General features: G+C 60.2%; 22 protein-coding genes. 16 read left to right on the forward strand and 6 right to left on the reverse strand.

The features are described 5' to 3' along the window. Window positions 1-64 precede the first annotated feature (64 nt). Entirely contained in the window at window positions 65-1,579 is a 1,515-nt protein-coding gene (gene ilvA, locus RHM56_RS24330) for a threonine ammonia-lyase, biosynthetic (protein ID WP_322236831.1), read from the forward strand. A 40-nt stretch (window positions 1,580-1,619) separates the two neighbouring features. Continuing rightward, window positions 1,620-2,048, forward strand: coding sequence for a DUF2269 family protein (locus tag RHM56_RS24335; protein WP_322236833.1), 429 nt, complete (start codon window positions 1,620-1,622; stop codon window positions 2,046-2,048). Between the two features lie 86 nt (window positions 2,049-2,134). On the opposite strand, the gene RHM56_RS24340 is transcribed toward RHM56_RS24335, so the two are convergent. Beyond that, the gene (locus RHM56_RS24340; protein ID WP_322236835.1) at window positions 2,135-2,791 is read right to left on the reverse strand and encodes an HAD family hydrolase; all 657 of its coding nucleotides are present in this window, start codon (window positions 2,789-2,791) and stop codon (window positions 2,135-2,137) included. 143 nt (window positions 2,792-2,934) lie between these two features. Between RHM56_RS24340 and RHM56_RS24345 the strand changes: the two genes are divergently transcribed. Both RHM56_RS24345 and ptsP read left to right on the forward strand, forming a co-directional pair. Continuing rightward, the gene (locus tag RHM56_RS24345; RefSeq protein ID WP_019828104.1) at window positions 2,935-3,414 is read left to right on the forward strand and encodes an RNA pyrophosphohydrolase; all 480 of its coding nucleotides are present in this window, start codon (window positions 2,935-2,937) and stop codon (window positions 3,412-3,414) included. Between the two features lie 21 nt (window positions 3,415-3,435). Then, window positions 3,436-5,715, forward strand: coding sequence for a phosphoenolpyruvate--protein phosphotransferase (ptsP, locus tag RHM56_RS24350; RefSeq protein WP_322236838.1), 2,280 nt, complete (start codon window positions 3,436-3,438; stop codon window positions 5,713-5,715). 154 nt (window positions 5,716-5,869) lie between these two features. Here the strand turns inward: ptsP and RHM56_RS24355 are convergent, their stop codons facing one another. Continuing rightward, entirely contained in the window at window positions 5,870-6,616 is a 747-nt protein-coding gene (locus RHM56_RS24355) for an NRDE family protein (RefSeq protein WP_322236840.1), read from the reverse strand. 120 nt (window positions 6,617-6,736) lie between these two features. On the opposite strand from RHM56_RS24355, the gene RHM56_RS24360 reads away from it, so the two are divergent. The 3 genes from RHM56_RS24360 to RHM56_RS24370 are packed head-to-tail and all read left to right on the forward strand — an operon-like array spanning window position 6,737 to window position 9,359. Then, entirely contained in the window at window positions 6,737-7,519 is a 783-nt protein-coding gene (locus tag RHM56_RS24360; protein ID WP_322236842.1) for a sulfite exporter TauE/SafE family protein, read from the forward strand. 12 nt (window positions 7,520-7,531) lie between these two features. Beyond that, window positions 7,532-8,338, forward strand: coding sequence for a prolipoprotein diacylglyceryl transferase (gene lgt / locus RHM56_RS24365; protein WP_322236844.1), 807 nt, complete (start codon window positions 7,532-7,534; stop codon window positions 8,336-8,338). A 49-nt stretch (window positions 8,339-8,387) separates the two neighbouring features. Continuing rightward, complete coding sequence (locus tag RHM56_RS24370; RefSeq protein ID WP_322236846.1) at window positions 8,388-9,359, forward strand: thymidylate synthase; 972 nt, start codon at window positions 8,388-8,390, stop codon at window positions 9,357-9,359. A gap of 82 nt (window positions 9,360-9,441) precedes the next feature. On the opposite strand, the gene cadR is transcribed toward RHM56_RS24370, so the two are convergent. Next, window positions 9,442-9,891, reverse strand: coding sequence for a Cd(II)/Pb(II)-responsive transcriptional regulator (gene cadR, locus RHM56_RS24375; RefSeq protein ID WP_322236848.1), 450 nt, complete (start codon window positions 9,889-9,891; stop codon window positions 9,442-9,444). Between the two features lie 85 nt (window positions 9,892-9,976). On the opposite strand from cadR, the gene RHM56_RS24380 reads away from it, so the two are divergent. The 7 genes from RHM56_RS24380 (at window position 9,977) to RHM56_RS24410 (ending at window position 18,931) form a co-directional block, all read left to right on the forward strand. Next, window positions 9,977-12,220: a heavy metal translocating P-type ATPase gene (locus tag RHM56_RS24380; RefSeq protein WP_322236850.1), complete on the forward strand. Its 2,244-nt coding sequence runs from the start codon at window positions 9,977-9,979 to the stop codon at window positions 12,218-12,220. 17 nt (window positions 12,221-12,237) lie between these two features. Continuing rightward, on the forward strand, window positions 12,238-13,101 hold the full coding sequence (locus RHM56_RS24385) for a LysR family transcriptional regulator (protein WP_322236852.1): 864 nt from the start codon (window positions 12,238-12,240) through the stop codon (window positions 13,099-13,101). Window positions 13,102-13,287: 186 nt separating this feature from the next. After that, window positions 13,288-14,364: a putative 2-aminoethylphosphonate ABC transporter ATP-binding protein gene (locus RHM56_RS24390; protein ID WP_322236854.1), complete on the forward strand. Its 1,077-nt coding sequence runs from the start codon at window positions 13,288-13,290 to the stop codon at window positions 14,362-14,364. A gap of 1 nt (window position 14,365) precedes the next feature. Beyond that, complete coding sequence (locus RHM56_RS24395) at window positions 14,366-16,081, forward strand: putative 2-aminoethylphosphonate ABC transporter permease subunit (protein WP_322236856.1); 1,716 nt, start codon at window positions 14,366-14,368, stop codon at window positions 16,079-16,081. A gap of 25 nt (window positions 16,082-16,106) precedes the next feature. Beyond that, window positions 16,107-17,129: a putative 2-aminoethylphosphonate ABC transporter substrate-binding protein gene (locus RHM56_RS24400; protein ID WP_322236858.1), complete on the forward strand. Its 1,023-nt coding sequence runs from the start codon at window positions 16,107-16,109 to the stop codon at window positions 17,127-17,129. A 117-nt stretch (window positions 17,130-17,246) separates the two neighbouring features. Beyond that, a complete protein-coding gene (locus tag RHM56_RS24405; protein WP_322236860.1) occupies window positions 17,247-18,374 on the forward strand; it encodes a TIGR03364 family FAD-dependent oxidoreductase in 1,128 nt (375 codons plus the stop codon). Continuing rightward, window positions 18,374-18,931, forward strand: a complete 558-nt coding sequence (locus tag RHM56_RS24410) for a phosphonate degradation HD-domain oxygenase (protein ID WP_322236862.1) — start codon at window positions 18,374-18,376, stop codon at window positions 18,929-18,931. The genes RHM56_RS24405 and RHM56_RS24410 overlap by 1 nt, the downstream gene beginning before the upstream one ends. Window positions 18,932-18,996: 65 nt before the next feature. Here the strand turns inward: RHM56_RS24410 and RHM56_RS24415 are convergent, their stop codons facing one another. Both RHM56_RS24415 and RHM56_RS24420 read right to left on the reverse strand, forming a co-directional pair. After that, entirely contained in the window at window positions 18,997-20,361 is a 1,365-nt protein-coding gene (locus tag RHM56_RS24415; protein ID WP_322236864.1) for a GTPase/DUF3482 domain-containing protein, read from the reverse strand. Next, the gene (locus RHM56_RS24420; protein ID WP_322236866.1) at window positions 20,354-21,733 is read right to left on the reverse strand and encodes a DUF2868 domain-containing protein; all 1,380 of its coding nucleotides are present in this window, start codon (window positions 21,731-21,733) and stop codon (window positions 20,354-20,356) included. The genes RHM56_RS24415 and RHM56_RS24420 overlap by 8 nt, the downstream gene beginning before the upstream one ends. A 95-nt stretch (window positions 21,734-21,828) precedes the next feature. Here RHM56_RS24420 and RHM56_RS24425 point away from each other — a divergent pair, with 95 nt between their 5' ends. Then, the gene (locus RHM56_RS24425) at window positions 21,829-22,341 is read left to right on the forward strand and encodes a dihydrofolate reductase (RefSeq protein ID WP_322241858.1); all 513 of its coding nucleotides are present in this window, start codon (window positions 21,829-21,831) and stop codon (window positions 22,339-22,341) included. A gap of 95 nt (window positions 22,342-22,436) precedes the next feature. On the opposite strand, the gene RHM56_RS24430 is transcribed toward RHM56_RS24425, so the two are convergent. Continuing rightward, a complete protein-coding gene (locus RHM56_RS24430) occupies window positions 22,437-23,828 on the reverse strand; it encodes an L-cystine transporter (protein ID WP_322236868.1) in 1,392 nt (463 codons plus the stop codon). Between the two features lie 219 nt (window positions 23,829-24,047). Between RHM56_RS24430 and RHM56_RS24435 the strand changes: the two genes are divergently transcribed. After that, window positions 24,048-25,103 (forward strand): haloacid dehalogenase-like hydrolase, encoded by a 1,056-nt coding sequence (locus RHM56_RS24435; RefSeq protein ID WP_322236870.1) that lies wholly within the window; start codon window positions 24,048-24,050, stop codon window positions 25,101-25,103. Window positions 25,104-25,112: the final 9 nt, after the last annotated feature.

A 25,112-nucleotide genomic window follows, 5' to 3' on the forward strand; every position in this document is an offset into this window, starting at 1 on the left:
TCGCCCGTGTAAACGCTGGGGTAGACTCCTTGGTCCCTGCCCACCCGCTCAGTGAAGTTTTCCGATGCTCGAACAGTACGTTAAGAAGATCCTCACCTCGCGCGTTTATGACGTTGCCGTAGAAACCCCCTTGCAGACGGCCAATCAGTTGTCCCTGCGTCTGGGCAACCAGATTTTGCTCAAGCGCGAAGACTTGCAGCCGGTGTACTCGTTCAAGATTCGTGGCGCTTATAACAAGCTCACGCAATTGAGTGACGCCGAGCGCGCATGCGGCGTAGTGACTGCATCGGCAGGCAACCATGCGCAGGGCCTGGCGCTGGCCGCCAAGGTATTGGGGGTTAAAGCCACCATCGTCATGCCTAAAACCACGCCCGAGATCAAGATTGAAGGCGTACGTTCGCGTGGCGGGATTGTGGTGCTGCACGGAGACTCCTTCCCGGAAGCCTTGGCTTACTCGCTGCAATTGGTCGAGCAAGAAGGCTACGTTTACGTCCACCCGTACGATGATCCGCACACCATCGCCGGGCAGGGCACCGTGGCGATGGAAATTTTGCGCCAACACCCGGCACCCCTGGATGCGATTTTCGTGCCGGTGGGCGGTGGCGGATTGATTGCGGGTATTGCTGCGTACGTGAAGTACCTGCGACCAGACATCAAGATCATTGGCGTCGAGCCCGATGATTCCAACTGCCTGCAAGCCGCGATGGCAGCGGGCGAGCGCGTGGTCTTGCCGACCGTCGGGATCTTCGCCGATGGCGTGGCGGTGGCCCAGATTGGCCAGCACACGTTCGATATCTGCAAAGACTATGTCGATGAAGTGATCACCGTCAGCACCGATGAAATCTGTGCTGCCATCAAAGATATTTTCGACGACACCCGCTCGATCACTGAGCCTGCGGGCGCGCTGGGTGTGGCAGGGATCAAAAAATACGTCGAGCAACGTGGTGTGCGCGGCCAGACACTGGTTGCCATCGACTCGGGTGCCAACGTCAACTTCGACCGTTTGCGCCATGTGGCCGAGCGTGCCGAACTGGGTGAAGGCCGCGAAGCGATCATCGCGGTGACCATCCCGGAAGTGCCAGGCAGCTTCAAAGCGTTCTGCCAGGCGGTCGGCAAGCGCCAGATCACTGAGTTCAACTACCGCTACCACACGGGCAGCGAAGCCCACATCTTTGTCGGTGTGCAGACGCACCCCGAGAACGACCCGCGCAGTGCCTTGCTGGCCAGCCTGACTGAACAAGGCTTTCCGGTGGTCGACCTGACTGAAAACGAATTGGCCAAGCTGCACATCCGCCACATGGTCGGCGGGCACGCGGCCAAGGTCAGTGATGAGTTGCTGTTTCGCTTCGAATTTCCGGAGCGTCCGGGTGCGCTGTTTAACTTCCTCAACAAACTGGGCGGGCGCTGGAACATCTCGATGTTCCATTACCGCAACCATGGCGCGGCAGATGGCCGTGTGATGGCGGGGCTGCAAGTGCCGGCTGACGAGCGTCATCTGGTGCCAGCGGCGCTGGCTGAAATCGGCTACCCGTATTGGGATGAAAGTGATAACCCGGCTTATCAACTGTTTCTTGGCTGATAAACGCTACGCTGATTGAACGGCTCAAGAGATAAATCAAATGGAAACGTTCACCGCGTTAAAACTGCTGCATGGTGTGTCGACACTGCTGCTGTTTATCAGCGCGCTTGTACTGTTGGTTGTGGTGATTCGCCGTCGGCGTGCCGGTGACGCCTTCCTGGCGGGTGGCCTGGTGCGCCGCCCGTGGGCGTTTCTCTGGGGGCTGATGGGCCTGTGCTTGCTGGCGCTGCCGGTGAGTGGCTGGTTTTTGGTGCACATGTCGGGTTGGCCGCTGAGCCAGCTGTGGTTGCTGGGCGGGAGCAGTCTGTACCTGCTGGGTGGCTTGAGCTGGTTGTGGCTGTTGGTGCGCCTCAACCGCCTGCGGCTGGGGCGAATGGCCAAATACCCGGGCTTTACCGTGGTGCTGGCGGCTTTTTGTGCGATTTGCTTTATCGCAATTGCGGCCATGATGGGCGCAAAACCGGTTTAACCAACCCCTGTAGGCGCGAACTTGCCTCGCGATCTTTTAAAAGATCAAAAGATCGCGAGGCAAGTTCGCTCCTACAGGATTGGGGGTTAATCGCGCAGCGAAATCACTGGCCAGCCACGCTTCTGCGCTTCTGCGCGCAAGTTTTCATCCGGGTCGACGGCCACGGGGTGGGTCACTTGCTCCAGCAACGGCAAGTCGTTCATCGAATCGCTGTAGAAGTAGCTGCCTTTGAGGGTGTGGCCGTTTTCTGCCATCCAGCGGTTCAGGCGTGTCACTTTGCCTTCACGGAAGCACGGTACGTCGGCGCTGCGGCCGGTGTAACGGCCATCGACGATCTCGCATTCGGTGGCGATCAAATGTTCCACGCCCAGCTTGGCAGCAATCGGAGCGGTGATAAAACGGTTGGTCGCGGTGATGATCACCAGCGTATCGCCCGCAGCGCGGTGTTCGGCCAACAGTTTTAGCGCTTTTGGCAGCATCAGTTCGTCAATGCAGTCGCGCATGAATTCGCGGTGCCATTGATCGAGTTGAGCCATGTCATGGCGGCCAAAAATTTCCATGCTGAAATTAAGATAGGCGGCGTTATCCAGCTTGCCGGCCAGGTAATCCTGGTAAAACTCGTCGTTACGGGCCTTGTAGGCGTCACCGTCGAGAATGCCGCGTCGGCACAGGTAGTCGCCCCACGCGTGATCGCTGTCACCGCCCAAAAGGGTGTTATCCAAGTCGAATAAAGCCAGACGCATTGAAGTTACTCGCTGAAATGTCAATTTGAAGGCCACAAGAATACGGTCTTTTCATAAGAGTGCACATAAGGCAGGAAGGCGCGTTGCTGCTTTCACAACCTTTGTGGAACAATGCGGCGACATGCGTTTGCGAGGTTGTTGCCGTGATCGACCCCGATGGTTTCCGTCCTAATGTCGGGATTATTCTGACAAATGACGCCGGACAGGTACTGTGGGCTCGCCGAATCAATCAAGACGCGTGGCAGTTTCCACAGGGCGGTATCAACCCTGACGAAACGCCAGAAGACGCCTTGTACCGCGAGCTGAACGAAGAAGTTGGCCTTGAACGCGAAGATGTAGAAATACTCGCCTGCACGCGAGGCTGGTTGCGCTATCGTTTGCCGCAACGACTGGTCCGTACCCACAGCCAACCGCTGTGTATCGGTCAGAAGCAAAAGTGGTTTTTGCTGCGCCTGGTCTCGAATGAGCAGCGGGTGCGGATGGATTTAACCGGTAAACCGGAATTCGATGGCTGGCGCTGGGTCAGCTATTGGTATCCGTTGGGCCAGGTGGTGACATTCAAGCGCGAGGTCTACCGTCGCGCTCTCAAAGAGCTTGCCCCGCGCCTTTTAACGCGCGCCTGACACGGAGTTCGACCCCGAACCATGCTCAATACGCTGCGCAAGATCGTCCAGGAAGTTAACGCCGCCAAAGATCTCAGGGCGGCGTTGGGGATTATTGTGTTGCGCGTCAAAGAGGCCATGGGCAGTCAGGTCTGCTCGGTCTATTTGCTTGATCCAGAGACCAACCGTTTCGTGCTGATGGCCACCGAGGGCTTGAACAAGCGCTCGATCGGCAAAGTCAGCATGGCGCCCAACGAAGGCCTGGTCGGTTTGGTGGGCACCCGTGAAGAGCCTCTGAACCTCGAAAACGCCGCCGATCACCCGCGCTACCGATACTTTGCCGAAACCGGCGAAGAGCGCTATGCCTCCTTCCTCGGCGCGCCGATCATCCACCACCGCCGTGTGGTCGGGGTGTTGGTCATTCAGCAAAAAGAACGCCGTCAGTTCGATGAGGGCGAAGAAGCCTTCCTCGTGACCATGAGCGCGCAATTGGCCGGGGTTATCGCCCACGCCGAAGCCACGGGCTCGATTCGCGGCTTGGGGCGTCAAGGTAAAGGCATCCAGGAAGCCAAGTTCGTGGGCGTACCCGGTTCGCCCGGGGCCGCGGTCGGTACAGCGGTGGTCATGCTGCCCCCGGCTGACCTGGACGTGGTGCCGGATAAAACCATCACCGACATCCCGGCTGAAATCGCACTGTTCAAAACCGCGCTCGAAGGCGTGCGTAACGACATGCGTGCGGTGTCTAAAAAGCTTGCCACTCAACTGCGGCCTGAAGAACAGGCGCTGTTCGATGTGTACCTGATGATGCTCGACGACGCATCGCTGGGCAGTGAAGTCAAAAATGTCATCAAGACCGGCCAGTGGGCTCAGGGCGCGTTGCGTCAGGTGGTGACTGATCACGTCAACCGTTTCGAATTGATGGACGACGACTACCTGCGTGAGCGGGCGTCGGACGTGCGTGACCTTGGGCGTCGTCTGCTGGCCTATTTGCAGCACGACCGCCAGCAAACCATGGTCTACCCCGACAACACCATTCTGGTCAGTGAAGAACTGACCGCGACCATGCTCGGCGAAGTGCCGGAAGGCAAATTGGTCGGCCTGGTGTCGGTATTGGGTTCGGGTAACTCCCACGTGGCGATTCTGGCCCGTGCCATGGGGATTCCGACCGTGATGGGTCTGGTCGACCTGCCGTACTCCAAGGTTGACGGCATTCAGATGATCGTCGACGGCTACCACGGCGAGGTCTACACCAACCCCAGCGACGTGCTGCGCAAGCAATACGCCGATGTCGTCGAAGAAGAGCGCCAACTGTCCCAGGGCCTCGACGCCCTGCGTGAACTACCGTGCATTACCCCGGACGGCCACCGCATGCCGCTGTGGGTCAACACCGGCCTGCTGGCCGATGTGGCGCGCGCGCAACAGCGTGGCGCTGAAGGCGTAGGTCTATACCGCACCGAAGTGCCGTTCATGATCAACCAGCGCTTTCCGAGCGAAAAGGAGCAGCTGGCGATTTATCGCGAGCAACTCGCCGCCTTCCATCCGCAACCGGTGACCATGCGCAGCCTGGACATTGGCGGCGACAAGTCACTGTCGTACTTCCCGATCAAAGAAGACAACCCGTTCCTGGGCTGGCGCGGGATTCGCGTGACCCTCGACCACCCTGAAATCTTTCTGGTGCAGGCCCGGGCCATGCTCAAGGCCAGCGAAGGCCTGAACAACCTGCGTATCTTGCTGCCGATGATCTCTGGCACCCACGAACTCGAAGAAGCCCTGCACCTGCTGCACCGCGCCTGGGGTGAAGTGCGTGACGAAGGCACCGACGTGCCGATGCCGCCGATTGGCGTGATGATCGAAATCCCGGCGGCGGTGTACCAGACCAAAGAGCTGGCACGCCAGGTGGACTTCCTTTCGGTGGGTTCCAACGACCTGACTCAGTACTTATTGGCAGTAGACCGCAACAACCCGCGTGTGGCCGATTTGTACGACTACCTGCACCCGGCGGTGCTGCAAGCCCTGCAATCGGTGGTGCGTGATGCGCATGCCGAAGGCAAGCCTGCGAGTATTTGCGGCGAAATGGCCGGTGATCCGGCGGCGGCGATTTTGTTGATGGCCATGGGTTTTGACAGCTTGTCGATGAACGCCACCAACTTGCCGAAAGTGAAATGGATGCTGCGTCAGGTCAGCCTGAGCCGTGCCAAAGAAATGCTGGCTGAAGTAATGACCATCGACAACCCGCAAGTCATCCGCAGCACCATGCAACTGGCCCTGAAAAACATGGGCCTGACGCGCATGATGAACCCGGCGGCGATCAAGCCTTACTAGCTTTGGTGGGGATGAATCCGTAGCAGTTGCCGCAGGCTACGTCCGGCGACGCAGTCGTCGTAAAATCGGCTATCACGATCTTTCAGATAGAACGTGATCTTCGCATTTACGATCGCTGCGCAATCGGACGCAGCCTCGCTGAGCTCGGCAGCTGCTACGAGGTTAGATGCACCTCGCCCAATCGCCCACCCTGCGGCCCGAAGCTGTGTTCCACCATCACCCGTGAACCATCAGCGTTGACGATCAACGCCGTGCTGGCGCGCGTGCCGTAGCTTTGGCTGGCGATAAACACACTCGACAACAACGACTCGGTGGCCAGCCCGACTCCGGTGTCGGGCAATTTATTGAAAGGCGCTGCTTGCGGGTCTTTGAGCAGTGCCAGCAAGGCTTGCGGCTGCGGGTCGTTCAGTACCTCGGCCAGCGCCGCCTTGGCCCTGAGCAGCTTGGGCCACGGCGTGTCCAGCCCGGCATTCGACAGGCCATACAGCCCCGCACTCAGGGGCTGCGGCACCAGCTCTCTGGAGTTGAAATGCCAAAGCTGGTCGCGATCACCCAGCAGCAGGTTAAAACCGGCATAACTCAGTCTTCGTTGGTCAACATCGTCGAAATAGTCAGTAATTGTCTGGTTGCCACTCAAGAAGCCAGACACCAATTCGCCCCGTGAACGCCGGCCCGGTGGCCGGTGCGGCTCGCGAATATTGGTCAGGGCAGCAAAGCGGCCATTCGCTCCCACGCCCAGCCAGGTGCCGCCTGCCTGCTGGTCACGACCGGCAAATACCTGCGGCGCTTCAACCCACTGGGCCAGCGGTAGACTGGGGCGCGCATAAAACTCATCACGGTTGGCCGCAACGACCAGAGGCTGTGCGTGGCCGGGGCGCCAAGCGAAGACAATCAGGCACATGGGCAGTCCTTAATGTTTTTTTAATCACTCTACTTATAGATTGCTCGGGCGTGTTGCGCCATGCAGTGGAGCCCAAGCCCTTGCTCCGTTACCATGCGGGTCAAAAAACAGGGGCTAGTCATGGAATTTCTGCTCTATCTGGTGTTGGGAGGCTTCGCTGGCGTGCTGGCTGGGCTGTTTGGAGTCGGTGGCGGGCTGATCATCGTGCCGGTGCTGGTGTTCAGTTTCACCTTGCAAGGTTTTAGCCACGAGGTGTTGACCCATTTGGCCGTGGGTACGTCATTGGCCACTATTATTTTTACCTCGATCAACTCGGTCATTGCGCACAACCGCAAAGGCGCGGTGCTGTGGCCTCTGTTTGCCTGGATGAGCCTGGGCATTCTGGTCGGGGCCGGGATTGGCGCGTTGACCGCTGAGGCGATCTCAGGTCCGCACTTGCAGAAAATCATTGGTGTGTTTGCTGTGATCATCGCCCTGCAAATGGCCCTGGACCTAAAACCCAAGGCCAGCCGAACGGTGCCGGGCAAGTTGGGTCTGAGCGTGGCCGGTAGCGTGATTGGCTGGGCTTCGGCGATTTTCGGGATCGGCGGCGGCTCGCTGACGGTGCCGTTTTTGACCTGGCGCGGCGTGACGATGCAGCAAGCCGTGGCCACCTCGTCGGCCTGTGGGCTGCCGATCGCTTTGGCAGGTGCATTAAGTTTCATGATGATTGGCTGGCACAACCCTGACTTGCCCGCGCATAGTCTCGGGTTTGTTTACTTGCCAGCGCTGCTCGGGATCGCCCTGACCAGCATGTTTTTTGCCCGTTTCGGTGCGCGTTTGGCCCACAAACTCTCGCCACGCCTGCTGAAACGGCTGTTTGCCGCACTGTTGTTCTGTGTCGGTTTGAGTTTCCTGATCTAACAAGGAGTCGCAATGCTGCCTTACCCGCAGATTGACCCGGTGGCATTGGCCATCGGACCGCTGAAAATCCATTGGTACGGCTTGATGTACCTGATCGGCATTGGCGCCGCCTGGCTGATCCTGTCGCGACGCCTGCACCGCTTCGATCCGACCTGGACCAAAGAGAAACTCTCGGACCTGGTGTTTTGGGTGGCCATGGGCGTGATTGTCGGCGGCCGTTTGGGTTACGTGCTGTTCTACGACCTGAGCGCCTACATCGCCAACCCGTTGCTGATTTTTGAAGTGTGGAAAGGCGGCATGGCGTTCCACGGCGGCCTGATCGGCGTCATGCTGGCCACCTGGTGGTTCGGCAAGCGCAACGGCAAGTCGTTTTTCCAGATTCTGGATTTCATCGCCCCCGTGGTGCCGATTGGTCTGGGCGCAGGGCGCATTGGTAACTTCATCAACGGCGAGCTGTGGGGCAAGGCCAGCGACGTGCCGTGGGCGATGATCTTCCCTACCGACCCGCAACAATTGGCGCGCCATCCGTCGCAGCTTTACCAGTTTGCGCTGGAAGGTGTGGCACTGTTCCTCGTTCTTTGGCTGTACTCGCGTAAACCCCGTCCTACGATGGCGGTTTCCGGGATGTTCGCCCTGTTCTACGGGATCTTCCGGTTCATCGTCGAATTCGTTCGCGTACCCGATGCTCAGCTAGGCTATCTGGCGTTCGGCTGGGTCACGATGGGGCAAATCCTTTGCCTCCCGATGATCGCGGGCGGACTGTTCCTGATCTGGCTGGCTTACAAGCGAGATCCAGCGGCTCAAAAGGCTGCGCATTAAATTCGAATCGCGGGGCCGTGCGGCCCTGCATTCAAACGCTAGGAAAACCATGAAGCAATATCTCGAACTCGTTGCCAACGTCATTAAAAATGGCACCTTGCAAGCCAATCGCACCGGCGTGAAGACCATCAGTCTGCCCGGCGCCATGCTGCGCTATGACCTCAAAGAAGGCTTTCCGGCCATCACCACTCGGCGCATGGCGTTCAAATCGGCGATTGGCGAGATGTGCGGCTTCTTGCGCCCGGTCAACAGCGCGGCGGACTTCCGTGAGCTGGGCTGCAAGGTCTGGGACCAGAACGCCAACGAAAACGCGCAGTGGCTGGCCAACCCGTTCCGTCAGGGCGAAGACGACCTGGGCGAAATCTATGGCGTGCAATGGCGCAAGTGGCCGGCTTACAAGCAAGTGGCCCGCAGCAACCAGGCGGCCATCGAGCTGTGCCTGAGCCAAGGCTATCGTCAGATTGCTGAAGGTGAAGAAGACGGCCAGGCCTACGTGGTGCTGTACAAGGCCATCGACCAAGTGCGCCAGTGCGTGGACACGATCATCAATGATCCGGGCAGCCGCCGTATCTTGTTCCACGGCTGGAACTGCGCCCAGCTCGATGAAATGGCCCTGCCGCCGTGCCATCTGCTGTACCAGTTCCACCCGAACGTCGAGACCAAGGAAATCTCCCTGACCCTCTACATTCGTTCCAACGACCTGGGCCTGGGCACGCCGTTCAACCTGACCGAAGGCGCAGCCCTGCTCAGCCTGATCGGCCGCCTGACGGGCTACACGCCGCGCTGGTTCACGTACTTCATTGGCGATGCCCACGTGTATGAAAATCACTTGGACATGCTCAACGAACAACTGACCCGCGAGCCGTTCCCGATGCCAAAACTGGTGATCTCGGACCGCGTGCCGGAATTCGCCAAGACCGGCGTTTACCAGCCAGAGTGGCTGGAGCTGATCGAACCGAGCGACTTCAGCCTCGAAGGCTACCAGCACCACGCTCCCATGACCGCACCGATGGCGGTGTAATCCGCAAACTGTAGGAGCGAGCTTGCCTCGCGATCTTTTAACGATCAAAAGATCGCGAGGCAAGCTCGCTCCTACAGGGGGCCTAATGCCCGTGGCTTCTGCCCACATGGCTCGGTTCGCCTTCTGGCGCGGCCACTGAGCCGCTGACTTCCAGACGCTGCAAAATCCCACAATGATTGTTGTCCGGCCCTTCGCCGCAGCGTTGGCGCAGGTCGAGCAGTTGCACCTGCAACGCCTGTAACCCATCAATGCGCGCCTTCACGTGATGGATGTGCTCGTCGATCAGCGCATTCACGCTTTCGCATTGGTCTTGCGGGCTGTCGCGCAGGTTGAGCAGGCTGCGGATCTCTTCCAGGGTCATGTCGAGGCTGCGGCAATTGCGGATAAACGTCAGCCGCTCAACGTGCGCCTGGGTGTACAGCCGGTAATTACCCTCGCTGCGCGCAGGCTCAGGCAACAAGCCTTCACGCTCGTAGTAACGGATGGTTTCGACCTGACAATCGGTCAATTTCGCCAGTTCACCAATCTTCATCGCGCTTATCTCCCAAAGGATGCTTGACCCTATAGTGGCTACAGGGTCTTTACTTGGCAACAGGCACCTTTTTTGGACGCACCCGATGAGCGACTCCCTTCACACTCCGCACACACCACACGCTGACCATGACCATGAGGGAAAGCACGACCACGCCAGCCACGCGCACAGTTGCTGTTCAAGCAGCGCTGCGCCAAGCGTGATCAAGTTGAGCGCCGCGCCAACCGCGGGCGCTCGCCTGAGCAGCTTTCGCATTGAAGCCATGGACTGCCCAACCGAGCAGACCCTGATCCAGAACAAACTGGGCAAGCTGGCCGGTGTGCAGCAGTTGGAGTTCAACCTGATTAATCGGGTGCTGGGCGTCACCCACGACTTGCCGACCACTGATTCGATTGTTGCGGCCATCAAGTCCCTCGGCATGCAGGCCGATCCGCTGGAGTCGGACACCGACACCCCGCCAGCGCCGGTTGCCAAAAAGCACTGGTGGCCGCTGGCTGTGTCGGGTGTTGGCGCGTTGGCCGCCGAAGTGCTGCATTTCACCGACGCGGCGCCGACGTGGGTGATTGCCCTGGTGGCGCTGGTGTCGATTCTCAGCGGCGGCCTGACCACCTACAAAAAGGGCTGGATTGCCCTGAAAAACCTCAACCTGAACATCAACGCCCTGATGAGCATCGCCGTGACCGGTGCGATTCTGATTGGCCAATGGCCAGAAGCGGCGATGGTGATGTTCCTGTTTACCGTGGCTGAGCTGATCGAAGCCAAATCCCTGGACCGCGCGCGCAATGCCATCAGCGGCCTGATGCAAATGGCCCCGGACAAAGCCACCGTGCAGCAAGCGGACGGCACATGGCAGGAACGTGAGGTAAAAGACGTCGAACTGGACGCCATCGTGCGTGTTAAACCCGGCGAGCGTATCGGCCTGGATGGCGAAATCGTGGCCGGGCACTCGACCATCGACCAAGCGCCTATAACCGGCGAAAGCTTGCCGATTGAAAAAACCGTGGGCGACAAAGTCTTTGCGGGCACCATCAATCAGGCCGGTGCGCTGGAGTATCGGGTCACGGCAGCCGCCAACAACTCGACCCTGGCGCGCATCATTCATGCCGTCGAACAAGCACAGGGCGCGCGTGCGCCAACTCAGCGGTTTGTCGACAGCTTCGCCAAAATCTACACCCCGGTGGTGTTCCTGTTTGCCTTGGCGGTGGCGGTTATCCCGCCGTTGTTGATGGGCGGCGTGTGGTTCGACTGGGTCTATCGTGCGCTGGTCTTGCTGGTGGTGGCGTGCCCATGTGCACTGGTGATCTCGACCCCGGTGACCATCGTCAGCGGGCTGGCGGCGGCTGCGCGCAAAGGCATTCTGGTCAAAGGCGGGGTGTACCTCGAAAGCGGTCACACGCTGGACTTTTTGGCGCTGGATAAAACCGGCACCATCACCCACGGCAAGCCGGTGCAGACCGACTACCTGCCGCTCGACCCGCTGCACACCGAGAGCGCGCAGTTGCTGGCGGCCAGTCTGGCCTCGCGCTCCGACCACCCGGTTTCTTTGGCCGTCGCCAATGCCGCTGTGGATAAAAACCTGTCGCTGCGTGCTGTGGATAACTTCAGCGCGCTAGCAGGGCGGGGCGTGCGCGGCGAAATCGACGGCAAGGCTTACCACTTGGGCAACCATCGCCTGATTGAAGAGCTGGGTCTGTGCTCGCCTGCCCTTGAAGAAAAACTCTTCGCGCTGGAAGAACAGGGCAAAACGGTGATTTTTCTCATCGACAGCACAGGCCCATTGGCCCTGTTCGCGGTGGCCGATACGGTCAAAGAGTCGAGCCGCGAAGCGATTCGTGAGCTGCACGCCTTGGGGGTTAAAACCCTGATGCTGACCGGCGACAACCCGCACACCGCTAAAGCGATTGCCGCACAAGTGGGCATCGACGAAGCGCAGGGCAACTTGCTGCCGGAAGACAAACTCAAGGCCATTGAAGCCCTTTACGCCAAGGGGCATCACGTGGGCATGGTCGGTGACGGCATCAACGACGCCCCGGCGCTGGCCCGTGCAGAAATCGGTTTTGCCATGGCCGCAGCCGGTACCGACACCGCGATTGAGACAGCAGATGTCGCCTTGATGGACGATGATCTGCGCAAAATTCCGGCTTTTATTCGCTTGTCGCGCAACACCTCAAGCATTTTGAAGCAGAACATCGCGTTGGCATTGGTCATCAAGGCGATCTTTCTTGCGGTAACCTTCCTCGGCTTGGCCACCATGTGGATGGCCGTTTTTGCCGACATGGGCGTGAGCCTGTTGGTGGTGTTTAATGGTTTGCGCCTGTTGCGCAAATAGACCAAGAGAGGGCCGCAGTGCTGAGTGCCGAGCTGAAAGCGTTTTACCGGGTGGCCCAGTTGGGCAGCATTACTCAGGCCGCGAAAAAGCTCGGCCTGAGCCAGCCGACCGTGACCACGCAGATTCGCCAGCTTGAAAGCCAGTACGGCGTGGAGTTGTTCTACCGGGGCGGGCGGCGCCTGACGCTCAGCGATGACGGCGTGAGTTTGCTGCCCATGGTCAAGACGTTGTTGCAGCAAGAGGCCGACATCGAGTTCTTCTTGCGCAACAGCGGCCACGGCACCGGCACCCTGCGCATCGCCGCCACCGCGCCATATTACATTCTCGACCTGGTCAAAGCGTTCCGTGAGCGTTTGCCGCAGATGGCGGTGTCGGTGGACATCGGCAACTCCCAGCAAGTGCTCGAAGCACTGGACGAGTACCGGGTCGACCTCGCCGCCTCATCGCAATTGCTTGAAGACCCCAGGCTGATTCGCCGTGTGTTGGGCACTGACCCGCTGGTGGTGGCGGTGCATCGCAATCACCCGCTGGCCAAACTGGATCATGTGCCGTTGAGCGCGCTGGCCGGGCATTGCCTGCTGATGCGCGAACAGGGCTCGACCACACGCAAACTGACCGAAGACCTGCTCAATGGCGCAGGCGTGAGCGTTGGCCCGCTGCTGGAGATTGGCAGCCGTGAGTCGATACGCGAAGCGGTGCTGCGCAACATCGGGATCAGCATCATTGCCCGGCAAGAAGTCCCCCACGACCCGCAACTGCGGGTGTTGAGCCTTGAAGGCGCGCCGCTGATCTCTGAATACCTGTACTGCCTCAAAGAGCGAAAGTCAGCGCGTTTGCCCGCAGCTTTTCTGGGCTTGGCGCAGGAAATGGCCCCGGCCTGACAACCACTCACCCCTGTAGGAGCGAGCTTGCTCGCGATCTTTTGATCGTTTAAAAGATCGCGAGGCAAGCTCGCTCCTACACATCCCAAATCCACCAATACCTCTATCGGCAGCTTTTGCCTATCTGCCACATCTTGTACGTATTGCGTCTCTAGGATGAGCCCATCTGCTTGATGAGGCGCACCCATGAACAGCACGAACGCAACCGCTCTGACCCAACCCGGCGTCCCGATGAGAGTGCGCAATGTCAGCAAACGCTTTGGCGCCTTCAATGCGCTGGATAACGTCTCGCTGGAAGTGGCCGCAGGCGAATTGGTGTGCCTGCTCGGGCCTTCTGGCTGCGGCAAAACCACCCTGCTGCGGTGCATCGCCGGGCTGGAGCGTCAGGACGATGGCAACCTGTACCTCGGTGAGCGCGACGTTTCCGACCTTGCACCGCAAGCACGAGACTACGGGATTCTGTTTCAGTCCTACGCCTTGTTTCCCAACCTGACCGTTGAAGCCAACATTGCCTACGGCCTGGCGGGCAGTAACCGCGATGGGGTGCGCAAGCGCGTTGCCGAGATGCTGGAACTGGTCGGCCTGACCGGCAGCGAGAAGAAATTCCCCGGCCAGTTGTCGGGTGGTCAGCAGCAACGTGTCGCACTGGCCCGTGCCTTGGCGCCAGCCCCGTCGCTGCTGTTGCTCGATGAGCCGATGTCGGCGCTGGATGCCCGTGTGCGTGAGCATTTGTGTACCGAGTTGCGCCAATTGCAACGCAGCTTGGGCATCACCACCTTGATGGTGACCCACAACCAGGATGAAGCCATGCTGATGGCCGACCGCATCGCCGTGATGAACAACGGCAAGGTCGAGCAATACGCCACCCCGCAAGACATCTACGACAAACCCGCCACGCCGTTTGTTGCCGAGTTTGTCGGGCAAGGCAACTGGCTGCCTTTTCAGCGCAACAGCGACAGCCACGCTCAAGTGGGCGGCCTGAACATGCGCTTGGCTGCGGACGCTGGCCGTGCTGCATCGGGCCGTTTGTTTTGCCGCCCCGAAGCGATCAGCGTGAACCCGGTGCTGCACCAGGAAAACCTGTTTGCGGCCCGCGTGCGAGAAATCACCTTCCTCGGCAACCGCTGCCGCATGCGTTTTGAACTCAACCATTTGCCGGGCCACGCGCTCACCGCAGAGGTCGGCACCCACGACCTGCCGCGCCTCGGCGCCCAAGACATCTTCGTCGCGTTGCCGCCGAGCAGCTTGCAGGTGTTTGCCTAAGATGGCCGCGCACATGGCCTTGCTGCTGACGGGCAAACAGAGCGCTCAGGTACAACTGGGTGACCGCATTTTTGTCGTCGGCGGCAAAGTGCTGCTGTTGCTATTGCTGAGTGTGGCGGTGCTGATGCCCTTGCTGGCGATCTTCTGGCGCGGTTTCAGTGCCGAAGGCGGCCAAGGTGGCGGTTGGATAGCGGCGCGGGCGTTGGTCACCAGCGACAACTTTCATTGGCTGGTGGGCAATAGCCTCAAGGTATCTCTTAGCGTGGCAGCGATAGTGGTGCCGCTGGCGTACCTGTTTGCCTATGCGCTGCAACGCACCCTGATCCCCGGCAAACGCATCTGGCGCGGGCTGTCGTTGCTGCCGCTGATGGCGCCGTCGATGTTGCCCGGTATTGCGCTGGTGTATCTGTTCGGCAATCAGGGCCTGTTGCGCGGGCTGGTCGCGGACAACATCTACGGCTTCTGGGGCATCGTGCTCGGCGAAGCGATCTACACCTTTCCTCACGCGTTGATGATTCTGCTGTCGGCGCTGTCGCTGGCCGATGCGCGCCTGTTTGATGCCGCATCGAGCATGGGCGCAAGCCCCTTCAAGGCCTTTCGCAGCATCACCTGGCCCGGCACTCGCCAAGCGGTGTTCGCCGCGTTCTGCCTGGTGTTCACCCTGACCATCACCGATTTCGGCGTGCCGGTGGTGGTCGGCGGCGACTACCAAGTGCTGGCGCTGGAAGCCTATAAAGCGGTGGTCGGGCAGCAACAGTTTGGACGGGGCGCCTTGATCGGCATGGTCTTGCTGCTGCCTGCGCTGTTCAGTTTTGGCGTCGATGCCTGGTTGCGCCGTCAGCATGGCGACGCCATGAGTGGCCGCGCCCAGGTGTTCAAACCGCTGCCATCGAAAGGGCGTGACGGCTGCTATCTGGCCATCGTGTTGCTGATTTGCGCGGCCCTGTTGCTGGTGTTCGGGATGGCGGTGTACTCGTCGCTGGTCAAATTCTGGCCGTACAACCTGTCGCTTTCACTCAATCACTATCAGTTCAGCGACACCGCTGGCGGCGGCTGGCTGGCCTACCGCAACAGCGTGACCATGGCGCTGTGCACGGCGTTGATCGGTAGCGTGGTGATCTTCACCGGCGCGTACCTGATGGAAAAGACCCACAGCCAGAAACGCCTGAATCTGACGCTGCGCATGCTCAGCTTTGTCCCGATGGCAGTGCCAGGTCTGGTGCTGGGCTTGGGCTACGTGTTCTTTTTCAACCTGCCGGGCAACCCGCTGCACGTGTTCTACGGGACCATGACGCTGCTGGTGGTGTGCACCATTGCTCACTATTTGACCACCGCGCAAATGACTGCCACCACCGCGCTGCGCCAACTCGATGGCGAGTTCGAAGCGGCGGCGCTGTCACTCAAGGCGCCGCTGTACCGCCACTACTGGCGCGTCACCGTGCCGATTTGCCTGCCCGCGCTGCTGGACATCGTGCGCTACCTGTTCGTTTCCGCGATGACCACGGTCTCAGCAGCCATCTTCCTCTACAGCCCCGACACCCTCCTCGCTGCGGTGGCGGTGCTGAACATGGACGACGCGGGCAACGTCGGCGGCGCGGCCGCCATGTCGACCCTGATTTTGTTGACCTCCATCGGCGTGTCCCTGCTGCTGGCCTGGGCTTCACGCGGCGTATTGCGCCGCTCCCAGGCCTGGCGCCAAGGCGCACCTGCGCACTAACCCATCCACCTCAAGGAACCGCACCATGTTCAAGCCTCTTGCTCTTGTCGCTGCTGTCCTCACCGCTTTCAGTGTTAACGCGTTTGCTGCCAAAACCGAGTTGACTGTTTACACCGCCCTCGAAGCCGAGCAACTGAAGACCTACAAGCAGGCGTTTGAGAAGGCCAACCCGGACGTGGAAATCAAATGGGTACGTGATTCCACCGGCATCATCACCGCCAAGCTGCTGGCCGAAAAAGCCCGCCCGCAAGCCGATGCTGTCTGGGGCCTGGCAGCCTCCAGCCTGGCGATCCTTGACCAGCAAGGCATGCTGCAAAGCTATGCCCCGCAAGACTTGGCCAAGATCGGCCCCAACTATCGCGATGCGGCCAACCCGCCTGCCTGGGTCGGCATGGACGTGTGGGCCGCGACCCTTTGCTTCAACACCATCGAAGCTGAAAAGCAGGGCCTGACCAAGCCGGTGAGCTGGCAAGACCTGACCAAGCCTGAGTACAAAGGCAAGATCGTGATGCCGAACCCGGCGTCGTCCGGCACTGGCTTTTTGGACGTGAGTGCGTGGCTGCAAACCTTTGGCGAGAAGCAAGGTTGGGCGTACATGGACGCCCTGCACCAGAACATCGGGCAGTACGTTCACTCCGGTTCCAAGCCGTGCAAATTGGCGGCGGCAGGCGAGTTCCCGATTGGTATCTCGTTTGAGTACCCGGCCGTGCAGCTCAAGCGCCAGGGCGCACCGCTGGACATCATCCTGCCCAAAGAAGGCCTGGGCTGGGAAATCGAAGCGACGGCTGTGATCAAAGGCACGCCACATGAAGCAGCGGCCAAGAAACTGGCCGACTTCTCGGCCAGCCCGGCGGCGATGGAGCTCTATAAAGAGAACTTCGCCGTACTTGCGCAACCTGGCATAGCCAAGCCGCAGACCGAACTGCCAGCGGACTACGAACAGCGCCTGATCAAAAACGACTTCGCCTGGGCCTCGAAAAACCGCGATGAGATTTTGACCGAATGGCGCAAACGCTATGACGGCAAGTCCGAGAAAGTGGCCGAATAACTCTTCAGTAACCTGACCCTGTAGGAGCGAGCTTGCCTCGCGATCTTTTGATCTTTTAAAAGATCGCGAGGCAAGCTCGCTCCTACAGGGATTGGATTTGCTCTTCAGGACAGGTGTATGACGCAACCCATTCTCATCGTCGGCGCTGGCATTCTGGGCTTGTCCCACGCCTTCGCCGCCGCCAAACGCGGGCTTAAGGTCCATGTATTCGAACGCACCAGCACCCCATTGGGCGCTTCAGTGCGCAACTTTGGCCAAGCGCTGGTCACCGGCCAGCCGCCGGGTGTGATGCTTGATCTGGCCCAGGTCAGCCGTGGCATCTGGGGCGATTGGGCGCAGCACGCGGGCTTTGATCTCAAGCGCAACGGCTCGTACCTGTTTGCCCGCACCGAGGCCGAAGAACACCTGTTGGACGCCTTCTGCCAAGGCCGCGCCCGTGAGTTCGGCTACCGCGCCGAATTGCTGCGCGGGGCTCAAAAGGACGCGCTGTACGACGGCCAGTTCAGCCATCATCGCGCCGCGTTACATGGGCTGGACGATCAGCAGGTGTACTCGCGTGAGGCGATTCCAGCCTTGATCCAGTACCTGCAACGCGACCTTGGTGTCGAGTTCCATTTTTCAACGCTGGTGCGCGACGTCGAGCCAGGTCGGGTTCATACCACGGCGGGCAGCTTTAACGGCGCGCAGGTGATCGTGTGCTCCGGGCATGACTATCAGACCTTGCTCGCCGAGCCGCTGGCGACGCTCAACCCGCAGATCTGCCGCCTGCAAATGCTGCGGGTACGGCCCAAGGTTGATATGCGGTTGCAACACGCGCTGCTCACCGGCCTGAGTTGCGTGCATTACGGCGCCTTTGCCGATTTGCCGGAAGCGGCTGAGGTGCAAGCGGACATCCTGCGCGACAGCCCGCATCTGGACCAACACGGCATTCACTTGCTCATCAGCCCTACGCCATACGGCGAACTGATCGTCGGTGATTCTCACGATTACAGCCGCGATCCATCGCCCTTTAACGGCGAACAGGTCGACAACTGGATGCTTCAGCTGTGCGAAGAAACCCTGGGCTGCGAGGTGCACGTGGTGGAGCGCTGGCAGGGGGTGTATGGCGCTCGCGGGGCCAAGCCGTTCACGTGGCTGGACGTGGCGCCAGGTTTGAGTGCCGCCTTGATGCACACCGGCGTTGGCATGAGCGTGGGCCCGGCTCTGGGCGAGCGCAACATTGCCCGCTTGCTGGGAGAAGCGTGATGACCCCGGCGCAACAAGTGGTCGAGCAAGTGTTCAGCCTGTATCAGCAGTTTGGTACCGAGGACTACATCGGCGAGCCGGTTTCACAGATCGAACACATGTCCCAAGCGGCGCAGTTGGCGTTGGCCGAGGGCTGTGATGATGAAGTGGTGTTGGCAGCGTTCTTTCACGATATTGGGCACTTGTGCGTTAAAAATGCACCGATCATGGGTGGTTACGGCGTGGTCAGTCATGAGCAACTGGGCGCGGACTATTTGCGCCGTGCTGGATTCAGCGAGCGGCTGGCCACGCTGGTGGAATATCACGTTCAGGCCAAGCGCTACCTGACCCTGCGCCAACCCGGTTACTACGACCTGCTGAGCGAAGCCAGTATCAAGACCTTGGGTTATCAGGGCGGGGTGATGAGCGACGCCGAGGCCGATGCCTTTGAGCAAGACCCGCTGTGTTCGCTCAGCCTGCGCCTGCGTGCGTGGGACGAGCAGGCCAAGCAACTGCACGTCCCGCTCATCGACCTGCAACTCCTCAAAGCCAAAGCCTTGAACCTGTTAAACACCTAACCCGTAGGAGCGAGCTTGCCTCGCGATCTTTTAAACGATCAAAAGATCGCGAGACAAGCTCGCTCCTACAAGGTATTTGCCAGCAACTCGATCTGTTCCTGGCGCTCGGCCTGGCTCAATTTGGGATGCGGGTTGAGCGATGACCATTGCGGGTGCGCACGGGCTTTGTTCAGCGCTTCGGGCAGCTTGCCCTCGCGCCAGGTTGTGTCTTGCGGGGTGGCGACCTTGATGCTGTCCACCGCCGCATGCCCGCGTGCATTCAGTGCGTGCAGCAACTGGCGCTGGCGCAAGGCAAGCAAGCGCAACACGCTGTCATCCACGGTCAGTTCACGTTGGCCCTTGAGCTTGCCCAATAACCGGCTGCCGTAGCTGCGCGCCGTTTGTAGCGCGCCTCCGGCAATCGCCCCTGCCAAGGCAGCGGCGCCCAGCGTCAGCCCGCCGACCATCAAATCCACCCCGGCACCCGCCGCCGCGCCTGCCGCGATGCCGCTGCCCACGCGCACGCCCAGTTGCTTGAGGGTTTCGGGGTTGAACAAGTCATCGCCCCAGCGCCCGTCCAACAGCGGCAAGTCGCTGGCCGCCGCGTCATTGGGGCGAAAGCCGTACAGCTTGAGCAGCGCTTCAACGCAGCGCTGCTCGCGTTGGCGAACCGCTTCGCGCAGTTGATTGACGGCCTGTTGCTCGACGGTTTTTTCACTGGCGACACTGCGTCGACAGGCGGCGCAGTCGATCAACAGTTCGGCGATCAAGCGCAATGCGCTGTGTTTGCGCGCTTCGCGCTGGGCTTGCTGGTCGGTGATCAAGCGTTGCAGCGCCCCACGTGAATGCTCCAGCAACAAGGCCAGGCTTTCATACAAACGGCGTTCGCCGTCTTCGGGCGGAGCCACGCTGTCAAACCGCACCAGCGCATGCAGGCCGAGCCGGGCCAGCGCTTCGCGCCATTCAGGCTCGCGGTGTTGCGGGCTGCTGACAAAATTCAGCACCGGCAGCAGCGGCTTGCCGCAACTGGCCAGCACGCTGAGTTCGTCGCGGTACTTGGCCAGCACCGGTTCGCGTGCGTCGATCACGTACAACCCGGCGTCGGAGGCCAGCAGTTGGCGCAACACTTTGGCTTCTTGCTCGAAACGCTGGCGCGCTTCGCTGCCGTCGAGAAACCGCGCGACCCGCGCCGGGCCGTCCAGACGTTCGCCAGGGCGGTCGAGGCGTTCAAGGTAATCGAGCAGAGCGATGGCGTCCTCCAGCCCCGGCGTGTCGTACAGCTCCAGCAGCGGCTCGCCGTCCACCGACAGCCGCGCCCCTTCGACATGCCGGGTGGTGCTGGGGCGATGAGACACTTCGCCAAAGCCGACGTCGCGGGTGAGGGTGCGCAGCAATGAGGTTTTGCCCACATTGGTGTGGCCGACCACGGCCAGCGTCAGAGGCTTAGTCATGGCCTGTCTCCAGCCAGTTGATCGGTGCGCGGGTGGCGAAGGGCAGCCCCAGTTGGTCAAGGGCGTGGTGCCAGTCGCTCAGGCGGTCGGCGTCCAGCGCCTGGCCGGGCGGTGCTTGCAACAGCCAGATGCGGGTCTCGGCAGCACTGCGGGCCAGTTCGCCGATCAAGGCGAGGCTGCCGCGATCCGGCGAGCGCCGTGGGTCGCAGGCGATGGCCAGGCGGGCGGGCGGGAAACGGGTCATTTGTTCCAGCAGTTTTTGCCGTGATTCGCGGCTGTCGAGGATGCCTGCATCCTTGACCGTGTCAGGCAGCTTGGGTGGCCACGGGTGCTGGTCATCCAGCTCGATGGCCACGATCAGCGCGCCATCGGTTTGCAGGTAGGTCTGCCCGGCGTGCACGTTGTGCAGGTGTTCGGGGGCCACGTCGTTAACCCCAAGGCGCTCGCTGCTTGGCATCAAGCGTTCGCGCAGTTGGCTGTAGCCGGGCAGGTTGAGGTCGAGTTGCAACGCGTTGCGCCCGCGTTTCCAGCGCCACAGGCAGAAAGCTGCCAGCAACAGTCGCGGAATGACCCCGTAAACCAGGACCACTCCGACCAGCCACACGGCCCAGGTTTGACGCACCAGCTCGCTGCTGTAAGCGGTGTCGGTGCTGGCGCGGATCATCTCTTCGGTCGGGCCATTAAGCCCCAGCCAGCCGGGCAGCGCGCCGAGTGCGCGGGTGGCGCTGACAAACACATCGGCGCTCAGAATGGTGGTTTCCCAGACAAAGCCGTAACGGCGGGTGGCCATTAGCAACAGCATCAACGTCAGCGCGCTGAGCATCGCCAGCAACCACAGGCCATTGACCAAGGTGCCGAGCGCCCAGCGGTTGAGCTTTTGGCGTTGCAGCAACAGCAACAAGGCCGGGGCCAATTGCGCGGCCTTGGCGTCGCGGGCCAGTTTGTCGCTGAGCCACAGCCATAAACGACCGAGGCTGGCGCCGTGTTCACCGGCAAACAGCAGGCCCAGCGCCCAACTGAGCAGCAGAATCAGGTTGAGCCCGAGCAGGCTGCCGAGCGCCCAAAACACATTGACCGGGGTTTGCCCGTCACCCAGCGCAGCAAAGGCCAGTCCGGCGCCGCTGATGATCGCCAGCACGGCGAGGCCCAGCAGCGCGAGGCGTGCGCCTTGCAGCCAATGTTTCAGGGCGGTGACCAGCCCATCGCGCTCGGCCAGCCACAGGGCACGGTTTTGCAAGCGTGTGGCTAAATCGCCCCCGTCGTTGCGGGCGCGGCGGTTGGCTTCTAGGTCGTCCAGCGGGCCTGCGTGTTCTTCGCGCAGGCGCACGGTTTCGGTCAGCCAGAGACGTTGCAGCGGGGAAAGTTGAGTCACGCGACATTCCATTCAAGTGAGCCATGAGCATAACCGCTGTGACGCAAGTCGGGGTACTGCACCCAGGCGAGGGCGGCTCTGGTATCCTCGCCGGCATGAAAAAATCACTCCCCCTCAGCCTGATCGCGGCCCTCGGTGAAAACCGCGTGATCGGCGTCGACAACAGCATGCCGTGGCATTTGCCGGCGGATTTCAAATATTTCAAGGCCACCACCTTGGGCAAGCCGATCATCATGGGCCGTAAAACCTGGGATTCGCTGGGCCGCCCATTGCCGGGTCGCTTGAACCTGGTGGTCAGTCGTCAGACCGACTTGCAGCTCGAAGGTGCCGAAGTCTTTGCCTCCCTAGAGGCCGCCGTCGAGCGCGCTCAAGCGTGGGCAAACGAGCAGGGCGTGAGCGAAGTGATGTTGATTGGTGGCGCGCAGCTGTACACCCAAGGCCTGGCGGATGCCGACCGCTTGTACCTGACGCGCGTGGGCCTGAGCCCGGAAGGAGATGCATGGTTTCCTGAGTTTGATCAGGCGTTGTGGACGTTGGTATCAGAAGAAAAGCACGACGCCGCAGAGGGCAAGCCAGCGTTCAGCTTTGAGGTGTGGGAAAGGGTTTAACGCTGACACATCGCCTGTAGGAGCGAGCTTGCCTCGCGATCTTTTGATCGTCTAAAAGATCGCGAGGCAAGCTCGCTCCTACAGGGGCTCGAGGGTTAAGCGTGCGCCAAATCCCCGTGATCGTCTTCAGCCAAGATGGCCTTGTCGGTCTGGTGCAGAATCTGGCTGGTGACGGTACCGGCGACCATCGAACCACTGACGTTCAACGCCGTACGGCCCATGTCGATCAACGGCTCGACCGAGATCAGCAACGCCACCAGTGACACCGGCAAGCCCATCGCTGGAAGTACGATCAGGGCCGCGAAGGTTGCACCGCCGCCCACGCCCGCAACGCCCACCGAACTCAAGGTCACAATCGCCACCAGTGATGCGATCCACACCGGGTCCAGCGGGTTGATGCCCACCGTTGGGGCAACCATGACGGCCAGCATGGCCGGGTACAGACCCGCGCAGCCGTTTTGACCAATGGTCGCGCCAAACGATGCCGCGAAGCTGGCGATCGAAGACGGAATCCCCAGGCGGCGGGTTTGTGCTTCGATGCTCAGCGGGATGCTGGCAGCGCTCGAACGGCTGGTGAAGGCGAAGGTCAGCACCGGCCAGACCTTGCGGAAGAAGCGCAGCGGGTTAACGCCGGACACCGACAAGATCACGCCGTGAACCACGAACATCAGCGCCAGGCCGATGTAGGACACCACCACAAAACTGCCGAGTTTGAGGATGTCTTGCAGGTTGGACATGGCGACTACTTTGGTCATCAGGGCCAGCACGCCGTACGGGGTCAGCTTCATGACCAGGCGCACCAAGCGCATCACCCAGGCTTGCAGGGTGTCGATGGCGTTCAGTACTTTGCTGCCTTTTTCCGGCTCGTCCTTGAACAGTTGCAGTGCCGCAACCCCCAGGAATGCCGCAAAAATCACCACGCTGATGATTGACGTCGGCTTGGCGCGGGCCAGGTCGGCAAACGGGTTTTGCGGGATAAACGACAGCAGCAACTGCGGCACGTTGAGGTCCGAGACCTTGCCCACGTAATCGCTCTGAATGATCTGCAGGCGGCTCATTTCAGCTGCGCCTGCGACCAGGCCGTCAGCGGTCAGACCGAACAGGTTGGTCAGGCCGATGCCGACCAGCGCTGCGATCATGGTGGTGAACAGCAGCGTGCCGATGGTCAGGAAGCTGATTTTGCCCAGCGATGATGCGTTGTGCAGGCGCGCAACGGCGCTCAGGATCGAGGCAAACACCAACGGGATGACGATCATTTGCAGCAGTTGCACGTAGCCACTGCCGACCAGATCGAACCAGCCGATGGAGGTTTTGAGGGTTTGGCTGTCCGTGCCGTACACCAGGTGTAAGCCCAAGCCGAAGAGCACGCCGATAACCAGCGCCAGCAGGACTTTTTTTGCCAGACTCCACGCGGTGTGGCGGGTCAGCGACAAGCCGAACAGCAACGCGAGGAACACCAGCAGATTGAGGATCAGCGGGACATTCATGAAAGCTCCGAGGGGACGACTTGAACCAGTCTTTTAGCGATAAAAATTTCGAACCGGAAATGCTAACAGGTTGATATAGCTCGAAATATATCGTTCTGGAATGATGACCTTGGTTTTTGGAATAAGAGGGTGGCGCTTTCAGGATGCTAAAGGTCGTATCCACGCTAAAACTGTCACAGAGGTTTGCTAGCGTCGACGCCTTTACGAGGAGCATAGCTGATGAATCTGACGGCGAAGTGGATAGCTGCAACCCTGTGTTTTGGCTTGGCCGGGCAGGTATTGGCGACTGAATTGGAGCACTGGCCAGCGGATCAGGCCCAGCAATTGAACGCCATGATTGCCGCCAACGCGAACAAGGGTAACTTCGCGGTTTTTGACATGGACAACACCAGCTACCGCAACGACCTGGAAGAGGCGCTGTTGCCGTACATGGAAAACCTGGGTCTGATCACTCGTGACAGCCTTGATCCGTCGCTCAAGCTCATCCCGTTTAAAGACACGGCCGATCACCCGGAAAGCCTGTTCAGCTATTACTACCGTTTGTGTGAAGTCGACGACATGGTCTGTTACCCATGGGTCGCGCAAGTGTTTTCCGGCTTTACCCTGCAACAGCTCAAAGGCTATGTGGACGAGTTGATGGCGTCCGGGCAGCCCATTCCTGTGACGTATTTTGAAGGCGATACGCTCAAGACGGCCGAGATCCAACCGCCCAAGATCTTTGCGGGTCAGGTTGAGCTGTTTAACAAACTGATGGAAAACGGCATCGACGTGTACGTGATGACCGCCGCCTCTGAAGAGCTGGTGCGCATGGTCGCGGCCGATCCAAAGTACGGCTACAACGTCAAACCACAGAACGTGATTGGTGTGAGTACGTTGCTCAAAAACCGCGACACCGGCGAGCTGACCACGGCGCGTAAGCAGATCAGCGCGGGCACTTACAACGAGCAAGCCAACATGGGGCTTGAACTCACGCCTTACCTATGGACCCCGGCCACCTGGATGGCGGGCAAACAGGCGGCGATTTTGACGTACATCGACCAATGGAAAAAACCGGTGCTGGTGGCAGGCGATACGCCATCGAGCGACGGCTACATGTTGTTTCACAGCGTTGACGTGAACAAAGGCGGGATTCATTTGTGGATCAACCGCAAAGACAAATACATGACGCAGCTGCAAGGCATGATGGCCAAAAACGCCGCAGCACAGGCAAAAGAAGGTTTGTCGGTGACGGCAGACAAAAACTGGGTGATCGTCAAACCCGATGAAATTCAGTAAACGCAGATG

The organism is Pseudomonas sp. CCC3.1 (assembly GCF_034347405.1).
In the GTDB taxonomy this organism is placed as follows: domain Bacteria; phylum Pseudomonadota; class Gammaproteobacteria; order Pseudomonadales; family Pseudomonadaceae; genus Aquipseudomonas.

What these genes read in the sequence shown, in the direction of transcription:
- RHM56_RS24380 (WP_322236850.1), top strand. Translation starts at nt 9,977, where the DNA reads ATGAGCGACTCCCTTCACACTCCGCACACACCACACGCTGACCATGAC.
- RHM56_RS24435 (WP_322236870.1), top strand. Translation starts at nt 24,048, where the DNA reads ATGAATCTGACGGCGAAGTGGATAGCTGCAACCCTGTGTTTTGGCTTG.
- ilvA (WP_322236831.1), top strand. Translation starts at nt 65, where the DNA reads ATGCTCGAACAGTACGTTAAGAAGATCCTCACCTCGCGCGTTTATGAC.
- lgt (WP_322236844.1), top strand. Translation starts at nt 7,532, where the DNA reads ATGCTGCCTTACCCGCAGATTGACCCGGTGGCATTGGCCATCGGACCG.
- RHM56_RS24405 (WP_322236860.1), top strand. Translation starts at nt 17,247, where the DNA reads ATGACGCAACCCATTCTCATCGTCGGCGCTGGCATTCTGGGCTTGTCC.
- RHM56_RS24395 (WP_322236856.1), top strand. Translation starts at nt 14,366, where the DNA reads ATGGCCGCGCACATGGCCTTGCTGCTGACGGGCAAACAGAGCGCTCAG.
- ptsP (WP_322236838.1), top strand. Translation starts at nt 3,436, where the DNA reads ATGCTCAATACGCTGCGCAAGATCGTCCAGGAAGTTAACGCCGCCAAA.
- RHM56_RS24430 (WP_322236868.1), bottom strand. Translation starts at nt 23,828, where the DNA reads ATGAATGTCCCGCTGATCCTCAATCTGCTGGTGTTCCTCGCGTTGCTG.
- RHM56_RS24370 (WP_322236846.1), top strand. Translation starts at nt 8,388, where the DNA reads ATGAAGCAATATCTCGAACTCGTTGCCAACGTCATTAAAAATGGCACC.
- cadR (WP_322236848.1), bottom strand. Translation starts at nt 9,891, where the DNA reads ATGAAGATTGGTGAACTGGCGAAATTGACCGATTGTCAGGTCGAAACC.
- RHM56_RS24410 (WP_322236862.1), top strand. Translation starts at nt 18,374, where the DNA reads ATGACCCCGGCGCAACAAGTGGTCGAGCAAGTGTTCAGCCTGTATCAG.
- RHM56_RS24335 (WP_322236833.1), top strand. Translation starts at nt 1,620, where the DNA reads ATGGAAACGTTCACCGCGTTAAAACTGCTGCATGGTGTGTCGACACTG.
- RHM56_RS24425 (WP_322241858.1), top strand. Translation starts at nt 21,829, where the DNA reads ATGAAAAAATCACTCCCCCTCAGCCTGATCGCGGCCCTCGGTGAAAAC.
- RHM56_RS24340 (WP_322236835.1), bottom strand. Translation starts at nt 2,791, where the DNA reads ATGCGTCTGGCTTTATTCGACTTGGATAACACCCTTTTGGGCGGTGAC.
- RHM56_RS24415 (WP_322236864.1), bottom strand. Translation starts at nt 20,361, where the DNA reads ATGACTAAGCCTCTGACGCTGGCCGTGGTCGGCCACACCAATGTGGGC.
- RHM56_RS24355 (WP_322236840.1), bottom strand. Translation starts at nt 6,616, where the DNA reads ATGTGCCTGATTGTCTTCGCTTGGCGCCCCGGCCACGCACAGCCTCTG.
- RHM56_RS24360 (WP_322236842.1), top strand. Translation starts at nt 6,737, where the DNA reads ATGGAATTTCTGCTCTATCTGGTGTTGGGAGGCTTCGCTGGCGTGCTG.
- RHM56_RS24400 (WP_322236858.1), top strand. Translation starts at nt 16,107, where the DNA reads ATGTTCAAGCCTCTTGCTCTTGTCGCTGCTGTCCTCACCGCTTTCAGT.
- RHM56_RS24390 (WP_322236854.1), top strand. Translation starts at nt 13,288, where the DNA reads ATGAACAGCACGAACGCAACCGCTCTGACCCAACCCGGCGTCCCGATG.